Here is an 18,412-nt window from a genome sequence, read left to right as displayed (position 1 = left end):
CGGGGTGCCGACGGTTTGCCGCACCGGGTCGAGGCCGTAGCGCGACGCACCAGGGGAAAGAAAGAAATTGCTGCATCGCAGCAAGATGGACTGTGCTTCGGTCGCCGATCGCCGTACGATCGTAGGCTGTGAAGCATCAGGCGCCGCCGCCCCGCCAGGGCCTCTACGACCCGCGCAACGAGCATGACGCGTGCGGGCTCGGGTTCATCGCCCACATCAAGGACAAGAAGAGCCACGCGATCGTCTCGCAAGGCCTCGAGATCCTGAAGAACCTGACCCACCGCGGCGCCACCGGCGCAGACCCGCTGCAAGGCGACGGCGCGGGCATCCTGCTGCAGATCCCCCACGCGTTCTTCGTGCGCGAGTGCGCGCTCTCCGGCATCACGTTGCCCGAGCCCGGCGAGTACGGCGTGGGCATGATGTTCCTGCCGCAGGACCCGGGCGCGCGCGCCGCCTGCGAGCACGAGGTCGTGCGCGCCATCGTCGCCGAAGGCCAGGAGGTGCTCGGCTGGCGCGACGTGCCCGTCGACAACACCGGCCTCGGCGAGGGCGTCAAAGCGAGCGAGCCCGTCATCCGGCAGGTCTTCGTGGCGCGAGGCCTCTCCACGCCGGACGTCGAGGCCTTCGAGCGCAAGCTCTACATCATCCGCAAGCGCGCAGGTCACGCGATCCGCGCGCTCCGGATCTCGCGCGCGGGGCAGTTCTACGTGCCCTCGTTTTCAGCGCGGACGATCGTGTACAAGGGCATGCTCCTCGCGCACCAGGTCGGCGAGTTCTACGTGGACCTGAAGGACAAAGCGGTCGAGTCCGCGCTCGCCATGGTGCACCAGCGGTTCTCGACGAACACGTTCCCGTCGTGGGATCTCGCGCATCCGTTCCGGCTCATCGCGCACAACGGCGAGATCAACACGCTGCGCGGCAACGTGAACTGGATCCGCGCGCGCCAGCAGAACATCGCCTCGAAGCTGCTCGGCGACGGCCTGCAGAAGATCTGGCCGCTCATCTACGACGGCCAGTCGGACTCGGCCTCGTTCGACAACGCGCTCGAGCTGCTCTACTTCGGCGGTTATTCGCTGGCGCACGCGATGATGCTGATGATCCCGGAGGCGTGGGCCAGTAACCCGCTGATGGACGAGCGTCGCCGCGCCTTCTACGAGTACCACGCGGCGCTCATGGAGCCGTGGGACGGGCCGGCGGCGATCGCGTTCACGGACGGGCGGCAGATCGGCGCGACGCTCGATCGGAACGGCCTTCGGCCCGCGCGGTACCTGCTCACGGACGACGACTACGTGATCCTCGCCTCCGAGGCGGGCGTGCTCGACATCCCGGAGCGCAAGATCGTCAAGAAATGGCGGCTTCAGCCGGGAAAGATGCTGCTCATCGATCTCGCCGAGGGGCGCATCATCGACGATCAGGAGCTCAAGACGAAGCTCGCGAAGCACAGGCCTTACCAGAAGTGGCTCGATCGCACGCAGCTCCGGCTCGAGAACATCCCGATGCCGGACTACGTGCCGGTGCCCGACAGCGACAAACTGCTCGATCGGCAGCAGGCGTTCGGCTACACGCAGGAGGATCTCAGGCTCGTGATGGCGCCGATGGCGGCGACGGGCGAGGAGGCGATCGGCTCGATGGGCGACGACACGCCGCTCGCCGTGCTCTCCGATCGGCCGAAGCCGCTCTACGGCTACTTCCGGCAGCTCTTCGCGCAGGTGACGAACCCGCCGATCGATCCGATCCGCGAGGAGACCGTGATGTCGCTCGTCTCGTTCATCGGGCCGCGGCCGAACATCCTCGCGCTCGACGAGAGCGGGCCGAACATGCGGCTCGAGGTGCACCTGCCCATTCTCACGTTCGAGGACATGGAGAAGCTGCACCGCGCCGAGGAGCTCACGAAAGGGCATTTTCGGTCGGTGGTCCTGTCGATCTGTTACCCGGCCGCGTGGGGCGCGGACGGGATGGAGGCGGCCCTCGGGAAGCTCTGCGCGGACGCCGAGGACGTGGTGCGCGGAGGCGGGGTGAACATCCTGATCCTGTCGGATCGGGACATCGACGAGGACCACATCGCGATCCCGGCGCTGCTCGCGGTGAGCGACGTGCACCAGCACCTCGTGCGCGCGGGCTTGCGGACGCGGACGGGGCTCGTGGTCGAGACGGGATCGGCGCGCGAGGTGCATCATTTCGCGCTGCTCGCGGGTTACGGCGCCGAGGCGATCCACCCGAACCTCGCGTTCGCCACGCTGGGCATGCTCGGGGATCTCTTGCCGCCCGGGATGACGCATCCGGAGGCCTGCGCGCGGTACATCAAGGCGATCGCGAAGGGGCTGCTCAAGGTCATGTCCAAGATGGGCATCTCGACCTACCAGTCCTATTGCGGCGCCCAGATCTTCGAGGCGGTCGGGCTCGCCTCGGCCTTCGTGGATCGTTATTTCACGGGGACGGCGACGGCCATCGAGGGCGTCGGTTTGCAGGAGGTCGCCGAGGAGACCGTGCGCCTGCATCGGCGCGCCTACAACGACGCGCCGGCCTACCGGAACACGCTCGACGCCGGCGGCGACTACGCCTACCGCGCCCGCGGCGAGGCCCACATGTGGACGCCGGACGCAGTCGCGAAGCTCCAGCATGCGACGCGCATGAACAACTTCGCGACGTACGAGGAATACGCGCGGCTCGTGAACGACCAGAGCGAGCGGCTGATGACGCTGCGTGGTTTGTTCGAGATCAAAGAATCGGAGCACCCGATCCCGCTCTCCGAGGTGGAGCCGGCGTCCGAGATCGTGAAGCGTTTCTCCACGGGCGCGATGTCGCTCGGCTCGATCTCGAAGGCCGCGCACACGACGCTGGCGATCGCGATGAACCGCATCGGCGGCAAGTCGAACACGGGCGAGGGCGGCGAGGATCCGGCGCGGTACGTGCCCCTGCCGAACGGCGACTCGATGCGCTCGGCGATCAAGCAGGTGGCCGCGGGTCGCTTCGGCGTGACCACGGAGTACCTCGTCAACGCCGACGACATCCAGATCAAGATGGCCCAGGGCGCCAAACCCGGCGAAGGCGGGCAGCTGCCGGGACACAAGGTCTCGAAGTACATCGCGCAGATCCGGCACTCGGTGCCCGGCGTGGGCCTGATCTCGCCGCCGCCCCATCACGACATCTACTCGATCGAGGACCTCGCCCAGCTCATTCACGATCTCAAGAACGTGAACCCGAAGGCGCGCATCAGTGTGAAGCTCGTGGCCGAGATCGGCGTCGGGACGGTGGCCGCGGGCGTGGCCAAGGCGCACGCGGATCACGTGACGATCTCGGGGCACGACGGCGGCACGGGCGCCTCGCCGCTCTCGTCGATCAAGCACGCGGGCGGGCCGTGGGAGCTCGGCCTGGCCGAGACGCAACAGACGCTCGTCCTGAACCGGCTGCGCGGCCGCATCGCGGTGCAGGCCGACGGGCAGATGAAGACGGGCAGGGACGTGGTGATCGCGGCCCTGCTCGGCGCGGACGAGATGGGCTTCGCGACAGCGCCGCTCGTCGTGGAGGGCTGCATCATGATGCGCAAATGCCACCTCAACACGTGCCCCGTCGGCATCGCCACGCAGGATCCGGAGCTCGCGAAGCGCTTCGCCGGGCAGCCCGAGCACGTGGTCAATTACTTCTTCTTCGTGGCCGAGGAGGTGCGCGGGTACATGGCCCGGATGGGCCTCCGCACCTTCGCGGAGATGGTGGGGCGCTCGGACAAACTCGACATGCGCCGCGGGATCGCGCACTGGAAGGCCAAGGGGCTCGATTTCTCGCGGGTGTTTTACCGGCCCGAATCTCCGCCGGGCGTCTCGATCCGCTGGACGGAGCGGCAGGATCACAGCCTGGAGCACGTGCTGGATCACCGGCTCATCGACGAGGCCTTGCCGGCGCTCGTCAACCAGGTGCCGGTCGCGTTCGACGTGCCGATCCGCAACATCCACCGCGCGACCGGGGCGATGCTCTCCGGCGAGGTCGCGCGGCGGTACGGGCACGCCGGGCTCGCGGACGACACGATCCGGATCCGCGCCCGCGGGACGGCCGGCGGCAGCTTCGGCGCGTTCCTCGCGAAGGGGATCACGCTGGAGCTCGAAGGGCAGGCGAACGATTACGTCGGAAAAGGTTTGTCCGGCGGCCGGATCATCGCGTACCCGCCGCGCGATTGCCCGATCGTGCCGGAGGAGAACATCATCGTCGGCAACACCGTGCTGTACGGCGCGATCTGCGGCGAGGTGTACTTCCGGGGCGTCGCGGGCGAAAGGTTCGCGGTGCGGAACTCCGGCGCGACGGCGGTCGTCGAGGGGATCGGCGATCACGGGTGCGAATACATGACCGGCGGCACCGTGGTCGTGCTCGGAAAGACCGGGCGCAACTTCGGCGCGGGCATGAGCGGCGGCGTGGCCTACGTGCTCGACATGACCGGGGATTTCCGATTGCGGTGTAACCTCTCCATGGTGGCTCTCGAGCAGGTCCTCGACGCGGAGCACATGCCACAGGGCGCGGTCCGGCACCTCGGGCGCGCGGACGCGGAGATCGTCCAGAGCCTGCTCGAAAAGCACTTCTTCTACACGGGCAGCGCGCGGGCGCGGGCGATCCTGGACGATTTCCACGCGTACCGGGCCCATTTCGTGAAAGTGATGCCGCACGAATACCGCCGCGCGCTCGCCGAGCACGCGGCCGAGGAGGCCGCGAAGGCCGCTCCCGCGACGGTGACGGAGGTCGTGGCCCATGGGTAAGGTGAAAGGCTTCCTGGAGATCCCGCGCAAGGAGCCCGAGGTCGTGCCGGTGCCGCTGCGGATCCAGCGGTACGAGGAGCACGTCCTGCCGATGGCGCCCGTCGAGGTGAGCCGGCAGGGCGCGCGTTGCATGGATTGCGGGATTCCGTTTTGCCATAACGGCTGTCCCGTCAACAACCTCATCCCCGACTGGAACGACCTCGTCTACCGCGAGAGCTGGCGCCACGCGCTCGAGGTGCTCCATTCGACGAACAATTTCCCGGAGTTCACCGGGCGTGTCTGTCCCGCGCCGTGCGAGGCGGCCTGCACGCTGAACATCAACGATCAGCCGGTCACCATCAAGACGATCGAGCACTCGATCGTCGACCGGGGCTGGGACGAGGGCTGGATCGTGCCGCAGCCCCCGAGCCACAAGACGGGCAAGCGCGTCGCCGTGGTGGGCTCGGGTCCGGCGGGGCTCGCGTGCGCGCAGGAGCTCGCGCGGGCCGGGCACGAGGTCACGGTGTTCGAGAAGAACGATCGAATCGGCGGCCTCCTGCGGTACGGGATCCCCGATTTCAAGCTGGAGAAGCGGCACGTCGATCGCAGGCTCGATCAGATGCGGGCCGAAGGCGTGGTGTTCCGGACGGGCGTGCACGTGGGCGTGAACCTGCCGGCGAAGGAGCTCCTCGACGGGTTCGACGCGGTCGTGCTCGCGGGCGGCTCGGAGGCGCCGCGGCCGCTCGAGGTGCCGGGGCGCGACCTCGACGGGATTCATTACGCGATGGACTACCTGACCCAGCAGAACAAGCGGATCGCCGGGGACCTCGTGCCGGGACAGATCCTCGCGACGGACAAACACGTGGTCGTGCTGGGCGGCGGCGACACCGGGTCGGATTGCATCGGCACGGCGGTGCGGCAGGGCGCGCGATCCGTCACGAACTTCGAGCTCATGCCGGAGCCGCCCGAAAAGGAGGACAAACCCCTCACGTGGCCGTACTGGCCGATGAAGCTGCGCACGTCGAGCTCGCACGCGGAGGGCTGCTCCCGCGATTTCGCCATCGCGACGAAGTCTTTTTCCGGCAAGAACGGGAAGGTCGAGTCGCTCTCCGCCGTGCGGCTCGACTGGAAAAAGGACGCGACCGGCGCCTTTCGGGCCGAGGAAATCCCCGGCTCCACATTCGACGTCCCGGCGGATCTGGTGCTGCTCGCGCTCGGATACCTGCACCCGGTGCGCAAGGGAATGCTGGAGGAGCTCGGGGTAGCGCTCGACGCCCGCGGAAACGTGAAGGCTGATATGCGGAATTATCGGACCTCGAATCCCAAGGTCTTCGCCGCGGGGGACATGCGTCGTGGTCAATCGCTGGTCGTATGGGCGATCCGCGAGGGGCGCGACGCGGCGCGGGCGGTGGATGCCCATTTGCGGCAGCATTCGAACGGGTCCTGACGCCGTGATACCTTGCGCCGGGTGAAGGCGCGTTACGAGCTGTACTACTGGCCGTCGATCCAGGGGCGCGGGGAGTTCGTCCGGCTCGCGTTCGAGGAGGCGGGCGTCCCGTACGTCGACGTGGCCCGCTTGCCCGCGAAAAAGGGCGGCGGCGTCCGCGCGATGATGAAGCTCCTCGAAGGCGGGGGCCGCGGGCTCGTGCCATTCGCGCCGCCGTTCCTCGAGGTCGGAGATTTTTTGCTCGGGCACACGGCGAACATCCTGCTCTACCTCGGCCCACGGCTCGGGCTCGTCCCCGACGACGAGGAGAGCCGCCTGCATGCGCATCAGCTAGAGCTCTCGGTCACCGATTTCGTCGCCGAGATCCACGACACGCACCACCCGATCGCATCGAGCCTTTATTACGAGGACCAGAAGACCGCGGCGAAGAAGCGCGCGTCGCTCTTCCGGAAGGAGCGGCTGCCCAGGTTCCTGGGCTATTTCGAGCAGGCGCTCGCCCGGAACGGGGGCGCCCATCTCGTCGGCTCCACCCTCTCGTACGTCGACCTCTCGATGTTCCAGGTGATCGAGGGCCTGCGATACGCGTTCCCGAACGCCATGGCGCGCGCCGAGCGAAGCACGCCGAAGCTCGCGGCGCTCGCCGGAGCGGTGGCCGCGCGCCCCCGGATTGCGGCCTATCTCGCGTCCCCGCGGCGGCTGCCCTTCTGCGAAGAGGATATTTTCCGACATTACCCGGAGCTCGACGCGAAGCGGTGAAGCGCGCCCGAGCGCCCAAGACGGCGCTTGTTTTGCCGGCCGATCGGTGGTGGGCTAGAAGACGCTGGGGCGACGAGGAGCCGAGCAGGAAGCCTTGGGGTGAGCAGCGGGGGCATGACGGGAGGGACGACCACAGAGTCCGAGCGGCTCTACCAAAGCATCTTCGAGCACGCGTTCGACGGGATCCTCGTCGCGGACGACGCGGGGCGCCTCCTCGATGTGAATCCGTGCGCCTGCGCGCTGCTCCGCGCTCCTCGCGACGAGCTCTTGCGGTGGACCGTGTTCGATCTCCGGCCCCCCGCGCTCGCGGCCGAGCTCCGAGCGGCGTGGCCGGCCTTCCTCGAAGCCGGGCGCTTCAGGGCCGAGGGGCCGTTCCAGCGCGCCGACGGGACCACGTTCATCGGCGAGTTCGCGGCGCAGGCCCATTTCATGCCGGGCAGACACCTGTCGACCCTCCGCGACGTCAGCGCGCGAACGCAATCCGAGGAGGCGCTGCGCCTGAGCGAGCAGCGCCTCGCCCGCGCCCAGCGGATCGCTCAGATCGGGAGCTGGGAGTGGGTGGCCGCGACGGACGAGACGACCTGGTCGGACGAATGTTTCCGTCTCTTCGGCCTGCCCCCCTCGCATGACAAGAAAGCCTACGGGGAGTTCCTCGCGTTCGTGCACCCGGACGACCGCGCGCGCGTGGACGAAGCGGTGCAACGAGCCCTCCGCGGGCTCGCGATCTATTCGATCGATCACCGCATCTTCGCCGCCGACGGGGTCGAGCGGATCGTGCACGCGGAGGGCGACGTGGTCCGCGACGAGGCGGGGCGCACGATCGGCATGACCGGGACGATGCAGGACGTGACCGCGCAGCGGAGGGCGGAAATGGCGCTGCAGAAGAGCGAGCTTCTCTTCCGGCAGGTGCTCGAGACCTTGCCGGTCGGGGTCTGGGTCGCCGACGAGCACGGCAAGTTCGTCCTGGCGAACCCCGCGGCGAAGCGCATCTGGGGCAGAACGCAGCTCACCGGGCCGGAGCGGATCGGCGCGCTCAAGGCGTGGTGGGTCGATACGGGCGAGGAGGTGGAGCCCGACGAATGGGCGCTCGCCCGCGCAGTGCGGACGGGCGAGACCGTGCTGAACGAGCTCATCGAAATCGAGGCCCTCGGAGGGCCCCACAAGATCGTGCTGAGCTCGGCGGCGCCCGTGCGTGATCCGGAGGGACGAATCCTCGGGGCGTTCGCCATCAACGACGACGTGACCGAGCAGCGCAGGCTCGAAGCGGAGCGCGAGGAGCTCGTGCGCGCCCTGTCGACCGAGCGTCGCTGGCTCCGGACCGTGATCGACCGTTCGCCGATCGGGATCGTGCTCTGCGAGCTCCCCAAGGGTCCGCGGTTCGTGCTGAACCGGAGGGCCGAGGATCTCCTCGGCGTGATCGGGCCGATCGAGGACCCGCTCGGCCTCATGCGGCAGCGGCTGCACCTGCCGGACGGCGCACCCGTGCCCCTCGGAGATCTGTCGATCGAGCGGGGGATGCGCGGCGAGGTGGTGACCGGGCGGGAGCTGCTCATCCGTATCCCGGACAAACAAGACGTGCCGATCCTGACGAATGCGTCGCCCATTCGCAACGATGAGGGCCAGATCCTCGGGGCCGTCGTGACCTACGAGGACATCACGTCGCTGAAGGAGCTCGAGCGATTGCGGCAGGAATGGACGAGCGTGGTGGCCCACGACCTGCGCCAGCCGGTCACGACGATCATGACGCTCGCGGGGATGCTCGCGCGCTCGCCCGACCCCACGGCGCGCCGCCGCGCCGAGAGAATCGTGGCGAGCACGGAGCGGCTCGAACGGATGATCGGCGATTTGCTCGACTTGTCGCGGATCGAGGCGCACCGGCTGGAGCTCGTGCGCGCGCCGACGGACATCCCGGAGCTGCTCGCGCACGTCATCGAGACGACCGAGGCCCGCGATCGCGTCACGCTCTCCATCCGCGACGAGCTGCCCGCGGTGCCCGTGGATGCACAGCGGATCGAGCAGGTCGTGGAGAACCTGCTCTCGAACGCGCTCAAATACGGCGCTCCCGGGACGCCGATCGAGGTCGTCGCGGAGAGGCACGGCTGCGAGGTCGTGGTGTCGGTGCGCAACCAGGGGCCGGGGATCACGGCCGAGGACATGCGCGCCTTGTTCGAGCGATTCCAGCGGGGGCGCGCGCGGGGCGGGACGATCAAGGGGCTCGGGCTCGGGCTTTACATCGTGCGAGGGCTCGTGGAGGCGCACGGGGGGCGGGTCGAGGCCGAGAGCGTCCCCGGGGAGACCACCACGTTTTCGTTTTCCCTGCCCGTCCCCGAGACCGCGAGCGCGGAGGCGGGCTGACGGGCAGCGGCGGTAGCCGTCCTGCCGGGGCGGGCCATGGCATTCGATCGGCAATCAGCGTGACACGCCGCCGTGTGCATGGTTTGTATTGGGAGCGTTATCCACGCGCTCTCCGAGCGGCGGGGCGCAGCAGGCGAGATATGTTGGATGCTGACGAGGTCATTCATTCCGACAACGGCATTTTTACAGATCACGCAGACGTCTTCTCGAAGCTTGCGACGGGCCTCCTCCGCAGCGCGAGCGAGCCCCGGGACGCGCACCGGCTCGCCGTCGAGCTCGTGGCCGCGGCGCTCGGCGGGGACGTGACGCTCGTCTATGGCGTCAGCGGGGACGAGCGTACGCTCTCAATTTCGGCGCATCGCGGCGCGCCCGAGGCGCTTCTCGACCGCATCGGCTCGCTCCCGCTGGAATCGGCGAGCCTGGCCGCTCACGTGGCGCGCACGCGGAGGGCCGCGGACGTCGATGTCGCAGCCAAGGACGTCCCCTCGGACCTCCACGCGGCCGCGGTGCTCGGCTGTGGCCAGCGAGCCCTGGCGGCGCCGCTCGTCGCCGAAGAACGTCTGCTCGGCGTGCTGGTTTGCTTCACGTCGCGGGCCGAGAACGGCCGGGATCGGTCGTTACCGATGCTCTCGGCGCTCACGGGCCTCATCGCTGCATCGCTGGCGGCCGCGACCCGGGCGGCCACGGAGACCGATTGGAAATACCGGCGGCTCTTCGAGCACGCGCTCGACTGTATCGTCGTCGCCGACGACGCAGGACACCTGGTCGACGTCAACCCGCGCACCTGCGAGCTCTTCGGTGCGTCTCGGGACGAGCTCTTGCAGTGCAACGTGTTCGAGCTCCGGCCACCCGAATACAGGGCCCAGGCCCGGGCGAACTGGTCCGAATTCCTCAGGGTGGGGCACTGGCGAGCCGAGGGGACGTTCGTCCGCGCCGACGGCAGCACGCTCGTCTGCGAGTTCACCGCGCAGGCCCATTTCGTTCCGGGCCTGCACATGGGCATCCTCCGGGACGTCACCGCACGCAAGCAATCCGAGGAGGAGCTTCGCCGGATCGAGGAGCGCCTCGCCCGCGCCCAGCGGATCGCCCACATCGGGAGCTGGCAATGGGAGGTCGACACGAACGAGGTCTCGTGGTCGGACGAGTGCTGCCGCCTCTTCGGCCTGCCTCCCGGGGCCGAGACGAGGGCCTACGAGGATTTTCTCTCGGTCGTGCACCCGGATGATCGCGCGAACGTGGACGAGGCGGTTCGGCGAGCCCTCGAAGGGACGCTCACGTATTCGCACGATCTCCGCATCGTGGTCGAGGACGGCCGGGAGCGGATCGTGCACGCGGAAGGCGACGTGTTCCGCGACGACCAGGGGCGCCCGATCCGGATGTGCGGGACGGTCCTGGACGTGACGGAGCAGCGCCGCGCGGAGACGGCGCTCCAGAAGAGCGAGCTCCTCTTCCGGCAGGTGCTCGAGGCCTTGCCGGTCGGAGTATGGGTCTCCGACGAGCGCGGCCAGCTCGTCCTGGTCAACCCCGCCGGACGAAACATCTGGGGCGGGGCACGGCTCGTCGGGCCGGAGCGGTTCGGCGAATACAAGGCATGGTGGGCCGATACGGGCAAGAGGGTCGAGACCGAGGAATGGGCGCTCATGCGCGCGCTACGGAATGGCGAGGCCACGCGGAACGATCTCATCGAGATCGAGGCCTTCGACGGCCCCCACAGGCTCATCCTGAACTCGGCCGCGCCGGTGCGTGATCCGGAGGGGCGAATCCTCGGTGCCTTCGCCATCGACGACGATGTGACCGAGCAGCGGCGGCTGGAAGCGGAGCGCGAACGGCTCGTCGATGCCCTCTCGACCGAGCGGCGCTGGCTGCGGGCCGTGATCGACCGGTCGCCCATCGGCATCGTGCTCTGCGAGCTGGAGAAGGGGGCGCGGTACGTGATGAACCGGAGGGCCGAGGAGCTGCTCGGCGTGGCCAACTCGGATCCGGACGCGCTCGGAAAGATACGGAAGCGGCTCCGCCTGCCAGATGGCACGCCCGTGCCCCGAGGGGACCTATCGATCGAGCGGGGCATGCGCGGCGAGGTGGTGACCGGGCGGGAGATGCTCATCCGTGCCCCAGACAAGCCCGACGTGCCGGTCCTGACGAATGCGTCGCCCATTCACAGCGAGGCAGGCCAACACCTCGGGACCGTCGTGACCTACGAGGACATCACGCCGCTGAAGGAGCTCGAGCGAATGCGGCAGGAATGGACGAGCGTGGTGGCCCACGACCTGCGCCAGCCAGTCACGACGATCATGACCCTCGCGTCAATGCTCGCGCGCGCGTCGGCCGACCCCACGGCGCGCCGCCGCGCCGAGCGGATCGTCGAGAGCGCGGAGCGGCTCGGGCGCATGATCGGCGATCTGCTCGATCTGTCACGAATCGAGGCGCACCGGCTGGAGCTCGTGCGCGCGCCGACCGACATCCCAGCGCTGCTCGCGCGGGTGATCGAGGCGAGCAGCGACCGCGATCGCGTCAGTCTCTCGATCCGCGGCGAGCTTCCCGCAATCTCCGTGGACGGGCAGCGGCTCGAGCAGGTCGCAGAGAACCTGCTCTCGAACGCACTCAAATACGGGACCCCCGGGACGTCAATCGAGGTCGTCGCAGAGAGGCGTGAAGCCGAGATCACGGTGGCAGTGCGCAATCAGGGGCCGGGCATCCTGGCCGAGGACATGCGAGCCTTGTTCGAGCGGTTCCAGCGGGGGCGCGCGAGAGGCGGGGCCATCAAGGGCCTCGGCCTCGGGCTTTACATCGTGCGTGGTCTCGTGGAAGCGCACGGGGGGCGCGTCGAGGCCGAGAGCGTCCCAGGGGAGAGCACCACATTCACGTTTTCGCTGCCCATCAGCAAGGGCGCGTGATGGGCCGCCGCGCTGGGGCGTTGCCCCAGGCCCCACCAGGGGCTATCCGCCCCTGGACCCGGACCAGCGCAAGCGCTGGACCCGGGGTCGATGAACTGCGCGATGCGCAGTTCATCGAACAGGCCGAGGAACGAGCCCTGCCAACCAAGACAGCCTCGCTGACCTTGCAATCGGCAACGCTGTCCCTGGTCTTCCAACGGGCCCGTTGGAAGAACTGCGCATCGCGCAGTTCTTCCACCCTCGGTCCAGGCCGTGCCTGGTCCGGGTCGAGGGGCGGACAGCCCCCGCGGGGTCCGGGGCAGCGCCCCGGCGCGGCGTCCCCAATCCACATCAGAGCCGGTTTGCCATGCGCTCGACGAGGGCTTGGACCACTGGGCGGTATGCGTAATCCGGGGCGCTCGTGTCCGTGAGCTGGGACGGGCAGATCGAGGTGAGCACGCCTTGGTTGCCCACGCCCTCGATTACGCTCATCGTGCGGGGGCTCGGGTAGGCCTTGGCTGCGACTTGCAGCGTGCGCGCGCCGCCGTCGTTTGGGTTCGGCGCGCAGAGCGGGCTGTCGTTGTTCACACTGAAGCAATCGCACGGTATCGAGCTCGACTCGTCGCTGCAATCGCGCGGCTCGACCAGGGGGAAGGTGCAGGCGTATTGCAGATCCTCGTTGTTCGTGCTGCGGTCGCCTCCGTTCTTCACATTGCCGGCCGGGACCCCCGTGCGTTTCCCGATGGACTCGATCATGTACGGGTTCGTCGGCGGCGTGAACGTCGCGGGATCGCCTAGAAGGGCGCTCCAGGCTCCGCTTTGCGTGAGCTCCTCCGCGTTCTTGTAGCCGGCTGCGAGGTTCGACGGGTCCCGCGCGATGTCTTGCCAGGGCACACCGACGATACCGGCCACGAAGACGAGCCCCGGATCGCGGATCGTCTCGTTCGTGTCGCTCGGATCGAGGTCCGAGAAGATGGGGTTCGGGACGACGTCCCCCGCGCGCGTCGTGACCGTGGGCTGGGTCAAGGCGTTGATGTATCGATCCACGGGGTGGAGGAAGTCGATCCCGAAGCGGCGCTTCGGGTCGAAGCAACGCAGATTGATCGGGTCCTCGTTCGTGCTCAGACGGAGGATGTCCCCCTGGGGGCCGAAGCAGGTTGGATCGACGGGGCAATCGCCGGGATCCACGCCGCACGACTTGCAGCACGGGTCGTTCGGGTTCGTCGCGCATTCGCTGCGCGGCCGCGGCAGCCGGTCGGGCTCCGCGACAAGGTAATGGAGGCCCGTCTCCTTGATGGAGCAGTCGTTCTCGTCGGTGAGCGCCAGGATCACGAGCATCGAATCCGGCCGTAGGAAATTGCGGCGCTGCTCGAGCAGCTCGGTGTCGATGTCCTGGGGCGTGGCCTCGAAATTCACGACGCTGATCGACTCGTAAGGCTCGGGGTCGGCGAGGAAACGATACCAGCTCTCGAGCTGCGACTCGTATCCGCATCCGATCTGCCCGACGCCGCGGACGATGTTGGAGAGTTTTTGCGCGAGCTCGCCCGCGGTGCTCGGCGGCGAGAGCGCCCCGATGGGATCCCAGACGAGGAACCCCTTGTTCTCGTGGGTCGGCACCTCCGGCGTGATGCCGCACGCGTCGGCGCGCGTCAGCAGGTGGGCCCTGTCGTTGTTCGTCAGGTTGGGGTTCGGCGAGCAGGTCGCGTCGTTGCCGACGACGTCCGGGCAAGTCTTGGCGCCACGGCCACCGAGGCTCGAGCTGATCACGCCGATATGGATGTCGGTCACGGGCACGTGCCTTCGCACCTGGCCCGCCGGGCAGGGTTCGACGGCCGTCGACGGTGTCGACACCACGACGCCGTTCGCGTCCACGCACGGCGGGTTCGCGAGCGATTGTACGAGGTCTTCGGTCGCTCGCGCGAGGACCTCCTGCTTGTCGGCCATGGACCGCGAGTTGTCCACGACGAGCAGAAGGTCGACTTTGTTCGCTTTGGGGAGCGGCGACTCATTGCTGCCGCCGCCCACGTTGACCACGCCCTGGCATGCGATACCCGTCACGCCGAGGCCGAGGATACACGAAAACAACGTCATTGCAGATCGCTGGCCCATGACATTCTCCTTTGCACGCGGCGCCGCCGGACGTCGGCCGGCACCAGGTTCGTGCGATATGGGTGGACCGAGGCGCCGGGCGCCATTTCAAAAAATGCGAATGGGGGGTTTCATCGGACGAAGCCGCGGAGCTTCTTCGCGTGCGCGCTCGTCGGGTGGGCGCGGAGGAAGGCGGCGGCGCGCTCGGAGGCGGCGGCGGTTTGACCGGCCCGGGCGAGGGCCTCGATGGCCAGCGCCTCGCGCTCCTGCGCGAGGGTGCCGTTGGGAAAACGATCCCCCATGGCTTCGAGCTTTTGCAGCGCGCCCGCCGTATCGCCGGCCCGGAGCGCCGCGCGCGCGTCCCCGAGGGCCGTCCGCTCCTCGCGCAGACGGCTCGCCCGCTCGGCGCGCGCGGCCGCCGCGGGATCGACAGCGGGCGAGGGGGCAGGGGGCTCGACGCTCGCCGAGGGGACGGCCGCGGCGGACCTCCGCGGCGGGGCGCTCTTCGGCGGCTCGTCCTCCGTGGCCGGAGCCGGCGCGGGCGCGGCTTCGGGCGGCGGAACGTCCGGCTCCGGCGCGCGCGGCGGCTCGATCACCGCCTCCGCCGTGGGCTCGATCCTCGGCGCAGCCGGCGGTGGCTCCTTCGTGGGTACGAGCGCCGCGACGGCGCCCGCGACGATCGCCGCGCCGAGGAGCCCCACGAAAACACCCTTCGCGACGCCGATCGCCCCCGAGGCGCTGGCCGTCGACGAGGTCGCCGTCGCTGCCTGCTCCGGCGCCCCCGCGCTGCCCGAGGCGCCGCCGCCCCCATCTCCTCCGCCTCCGCCCGGGCCGATCTTGGCGCTCAGCGCGGCCCAGATCGCATCCTCCGCGCCGGCCGGCGGGGCCATGTCGAGCCCCGCTCGAAGGAGCGCGCGCTCGTGCGGCGCGGCGTCCGCGCCTTCCTCCATCCATCGCCTCGGGTCGCTCATCGCTTCCCTCCTGCCTGATTCGTGAGGGCGCTCCCCGGGGCCTTCGGGGACGGGGCCATGTAAAACCGGTCGCGCGCCTGCGAGCGCGCCGCGCCCCGCCGGAAGGCCTCGCGGGCGAGCCGGAGGCGCGAGTACACCGTGCCGAGGGGCAGCTCCAGCGTCTGGGCGATGTCCTCGCCCGTCATGCCTTCGAGCTCGAACAACGTGAAGACCGCGCGCTGATCGAGCGGCAGCTCGTCGAGCAACGCTTCGAGCTGCGCGAGCTCGCGGCGGCGCTCGGCCTCCGCGGCCACGTCGGCGCGCTCGTCGGGCGTGTGGAGCAAGGGCTCGTCGCCCCCGTCGCGGCGGTCGGCGGCGCGGGCGGCCTTGCGACGATCGCCGGCGACCCGGAAGCAGATGCCGAAGATCCAGGTGCTCATCTTCGATCGTCCCTCGAACTCGGGCAGCCGCCGGTGAACGACGAGAAACACGTCTTGCACGGCGTCGGCGAGGTCGCTCTCGCGGATCCCGAGGCGGCGCAGGGAGCGCCAGACGAACGGGAAGTGCTCGTCGTAGAGCTGCCGGAAGTTCATGGAGTGACAGCGTCCGCGGTCATGGCCCTGGCTGGGTGGAGGCAGGGGCCGTTCGCCATCACGGAATCGTCCAGCGGAGGCCTGCGCCGAGAAATCCGCTCATGGGCGTGGGCTGGAAGGCCGTGGCGGTGGTGGTCGGGGCATCCGGGTCCGGGCCCGTGGGCACGTCCACGGTGAAGGCGTAGGAAAGCAGCGGCACGGCGACGCCGAGGCGGACGGACCAGCCGAGGCGGCCGGCGAGGGGGCCTTCGAGGATCCCGGTGCCGCCGAGGGCGATCCAGGGGCGGGAGCCCTCGCGGTTGGCCTCGAAGCCGCGGCCCTCGCCGTGGACGGCGCCGAGGAAGGGCTCGGCGCACAAGGAGACGCGGACGCCGCGGGGCGGGTCGACGACGGCGCCGCAGGCCCGCGCCGTGGCCGCGACGAGCCAAAGGCGGACCTGGCCGGCGGCGACGTCGATGGAGGTGCCAGGGAGGCCGAAGACGCCGACGCCGAAGGAGGCTCTGCCGAGGCGGAGAGCGACCTCGCCGGTGACGGCGGGGGAGAAAGGCGTGAGGAATCCAGCGGTTGCGACGGCGCCGAGGTGGAAGGAGAGGTCCCGGTCGGCCGGGCGCGGGGGCGGGGGCGGAGGCGGGGGCGGAGGCGGCGGCGGCGGTGGCGGCGGAGGCGGCGGTGCCGCGGGCTCGCTGTCGAGCAGGATGGCCAGGGTCAGGGCGAGCGCATCGGCGAGCTCGTCGCAGGTGGATCCCGGGTCGGAGAGCTGCCGCGTGAGGTCGCCCGCCTTCAACGTCGCGGCGTACCCGTCCTCCGAGCGGACGACGTGCACCTCGTACACCGGGGCCGACGGGTCCGCGCCTTCCGGATCGAGTGCAGGGCGCTGCATCTGGCGCTCGACGGCGGCGGCAAGGGTTGCGGCGTCGGGACAATCAGCCGCTTCCGGCGCGCGCTCGACCACGAGGCGGGGCAGGGATGCCGCGGAGGCCTCGGGGACGGCTGCGAGCGTGGCGAAGAGGGCGAGCGCCGGAGGCAGGGAAGGTGAGCAGCGGCGCAGGCGGGACATGAAGGGGCCCAAGGCGGGCGCCATGGTAGACGAAAACCGCGGCGGGGCAGCCGAGCGCGCTGAAATCCGCGGAAACGCACCCCGGAACGAAGAAACGCGCGTTTCTCCTCTTCTCAACGCGCCAGGATCCGGCGGCGGGGTGCGTTGCGACGTCTCGCAACGCGCCCGCTCGTCCTCCCAGGAGCGTTTCCCGTCCGCGCAACGCTCCCGGACGCGCGGACGGGCACGTTTCCCGTCCGGGAAAACGCCCCAGCTCCGGGGCCCGGACCGGTTTCCCCATCTCGCAACGCTCCCGGATCCGCCGCGGGGGCCGCTCGCCCGCGCGCGCACCCGCCCCGCGGCGGCGGCGGGACATTTTCCCCTTCGGGAAATGACCGTTGCGCCGCATTGCCGGCCATTCCCAACCGTATCAGCCCGTCGGTTCGGTGCTTTTGTTGTGCGTGAAGGCGAGCGTTCCAACTAGTCTGTACGCATGACCGTCAAGAACCCGCCGAAAGTCGCCATCCTCGATGACTACCTTCGCGTGGCAGAGAGCCTCGCGGACTTTCGCCGCCTGCCGCCAGGCAGCGAGTTCGTGGTGTTCGATCGGCACATCACCGATCGTGACGAGCTCATCGCGGCGCTACGCCCGTTCGACGTGATCGTCGCCATGCGAGAGCGGACCCGGTTCCCGGCCGCTCTCATCGAAAACCTGCCGAACCTGCGGCTCCTGGTGACGACCGGGGCGCGAAACGCGGCGATCGATCTCGCGGCCTGTCGCGCGCGTGGGATCACCGTCTCGGGTACACGCTCGGCCGGCACGCCGACGGCAGAGCTCACCTGGGGCCTGATCCTGGCGCTCGTGAAGCGCATCCCAGCCGAAGACAAGGCGCTCCGCCTGGGAGTCTGGCAGACGGGGTTGACCGAGGGGCTCGCCGGCAAGCGGCTCGGCCTGGTCGGGCTCGGGAAGCTGGGAACCCAGGTCGCGCGCGTCGGGCATGCGTTCGGGATGGAGGTGGTGGCCTGGAGCCCGAACCTCAACGACACGCGAGCCAAGGCAGCGGGGGCAAAACGCGTGGAGAAGGCCGCGCTCTTCGGGACGGCGGACGTCGTGAGCCTGCACCTCGTGCTCGGCGAGCGGACGCGCGGGATCGTCGGCGTGGAGGAGCTCTCCACCATGAAACCCTCGGCATTTCTCATCAACACGTCACGCGCGGGCCTCGTGGACATGGACGCGCTGCTCGGCGTGCTAGACGCGAAGCGTATCGCCGGCGCCGGGCTCGACGTGTTCCCAGAGGAGCCCGTGTCGCCGAAGCACCCGCTGCTCGGCCTGCCCAACGTCGTCCTGACGCCGCACCTCGGCTACGTGACGCGAGAAAACTTCGCCGTGTATTACCGGGACGCACTCGAGGACATCCTCGCCTGGCACGCCGGCGCGCCCCTCCGGCTCATCGCCTGACCTGCGCATTGGGGCCGCCGCGCCGGGGCGCTGCCCCGGACCCCGCGGGGGCTATCCGCCCCTCGACCCGGACCAGGGCAAGCCCTGGACTCGGGGTGGAAGAACCGCGCGATGCGCGGTTCTTCCAACGGCCG

At 69.4% G+C, this 18,412-nt stretch carries 10 protein-coding genes; 6 read left to right on the top strand and 4 right to left on the bottom strand.

Annotated features, from left to right (window positions below; genetic code table 11):
* Positions 1–128: 128 nt before the first annotated feature.
* The 5 genes from gltB (at position 129) to QHF83_RS40150 (ending at position 12,173) form a co-directional block, all read left to right on the top strand.
* A complete protein-coding gene (gene gltB / locus QHF83_RS40170) occupies positions 129–4,742 on the top strand; it encodes a glutamate synthase large subunit (RefSeq protein ID WP_282423378.1) in 4,614 nt (1,537 codons plus the stop codon).
* Positions 4,735–6,168 carry a glutamate synthase subunit beta gene (locus QHF83_RS40165; RefSeq protein WP_282423377.1) on the top strand — a complete coding sequence of 478 codons (1,434 nt, stop codon included), beginning with the start codon at positions 4,735–4,737 and terminating at the stop codon, positions 6,166–6,168. Before gltB ends, QHF83_RS40165 begins: the two co-directional genes overlap by 8 nt.
* 21 nt (positions 6,169–6,189) lie before the next feature.
* Positions 6,190–6,924: a glutathione S-transferase gene (locus QHF83_RS40160; protein ID WP_282423376.1), complete on the top strand. Its 735-nt coding sequence runs from the start codon at positions 6,190–6,192 to the stop codon at positions 6,922–6,924.
* A 114-nt stretch (positions 6,925–7,038) separates the two neighbouring features.
* On the top strand, positions 7,039–9,279 hold the full coding sequence (locus tag QHF83_RS40155; protein ID WP_282423375.1) for a PAS domain S-box protein: 2,241 nt from the start codon (positions 7,039–7,041) through the stop codon (positions 9,277–9,279).
* A 140-nt stretch (positions 9,280–9,419) separates the two neighbouring features.
* Positions 9,420–12,173, top strand: a complete 2,754-nt coding sequence (locus QHF83_RS40150) for a PAS domain S-box protein (RefSeq protein WP_282423374.1) — start codon at positions 9,420–9,422, stop codon at positions 12,171–12,173.
* A gap of 330 nt (positions 12,174–12,503) precedes the next feature.
* Here the strand turns inward: QHF83_RS40150 and QHF83_RS40145 are convergent, their stop codons facing one another.
* The 4 genes from QHF83_RS40145 to QHF83_RS40130 form a co-directional block, all read right to left on the bottom strand.
* Positions 12,504–14,261: a hypothetical protein gene (locus QHF83_RS40145; protein ID WP_282423373.1), complete on the bottom strand. Its 1,758-nt coding sequence runs from the start codon at positions 14,259–14,261 to the stop codon at positions 12,504–12,506.
* Between the two features lie 110 nt (positions 14,262–14,371).
* On the bottom strand, positions 14,372–15,211 hold the full coding sequence (gene bamD / locus QHF83_RS40140; protein ID WP_282423372.1) for an outer membrane protein assembly factor BamD: 840 nt from the start codon (positions 15,209–15,211) through the stop codon (positions 14,372–14,374).
* Positions 15,208–15,783 carry an RNA polymerase sigma factor gene (locus QHF83_RS40135; RefSeq protein WP_282423371.1) on the bottom strand — a complete coding sequence of 192 codons (576 nt, stop codon included), beginning with the start codon at positions 15,781–15,783 and terminating at the stop codon, positions 15,208–15,210. Before QHF83_RS40135 ends, bamD begins: the two co-directional genes overlap by 4 nt.
* Before the next feature lie 58 nt (positions 15,784–15,841).
* Entirely contained in the window at positions 15,842–16,840 is a 999-nt protein-coding gene (locus QHF83_RS40130) for a hypothetical protein (protein WP_282423370.1), read from the bottom strand.
* A gap of 472 nt (positions 16,841–17,312) precedes the next feature.
* On the opposite strand from QHF83_RS40130, the gene QHF83_RS40125 reads away from it, so the two are divergent.
* Positions 17,313–18,278: a D-2-hydroxyacid dehydrogenase family protein gene (locus QHF83_RS40125; RefSeq protein WP_282423369.1), complete on the top strand. Its 966-nt coding sequence runs from the start codon at positions 17,313–17,315 to the stop codon at positions 18,276–18,278.
* The last annotated feature ends 134 nt before the right edge of the window (positions 18,279–18,412 follow it).

It is taken from the genome of Polyangium sp. 15x6 (assembly GCF_029960785.1).
GTDB lineage: Bacteria > Myxococcota_A > Polyangia > Polyangiales > Polyangiaceae > Polyangium.
Note: the sequence above shows the minus strand (reverse complement) of the source record. Positions and strands in the feature narration are given on the sequence as shown.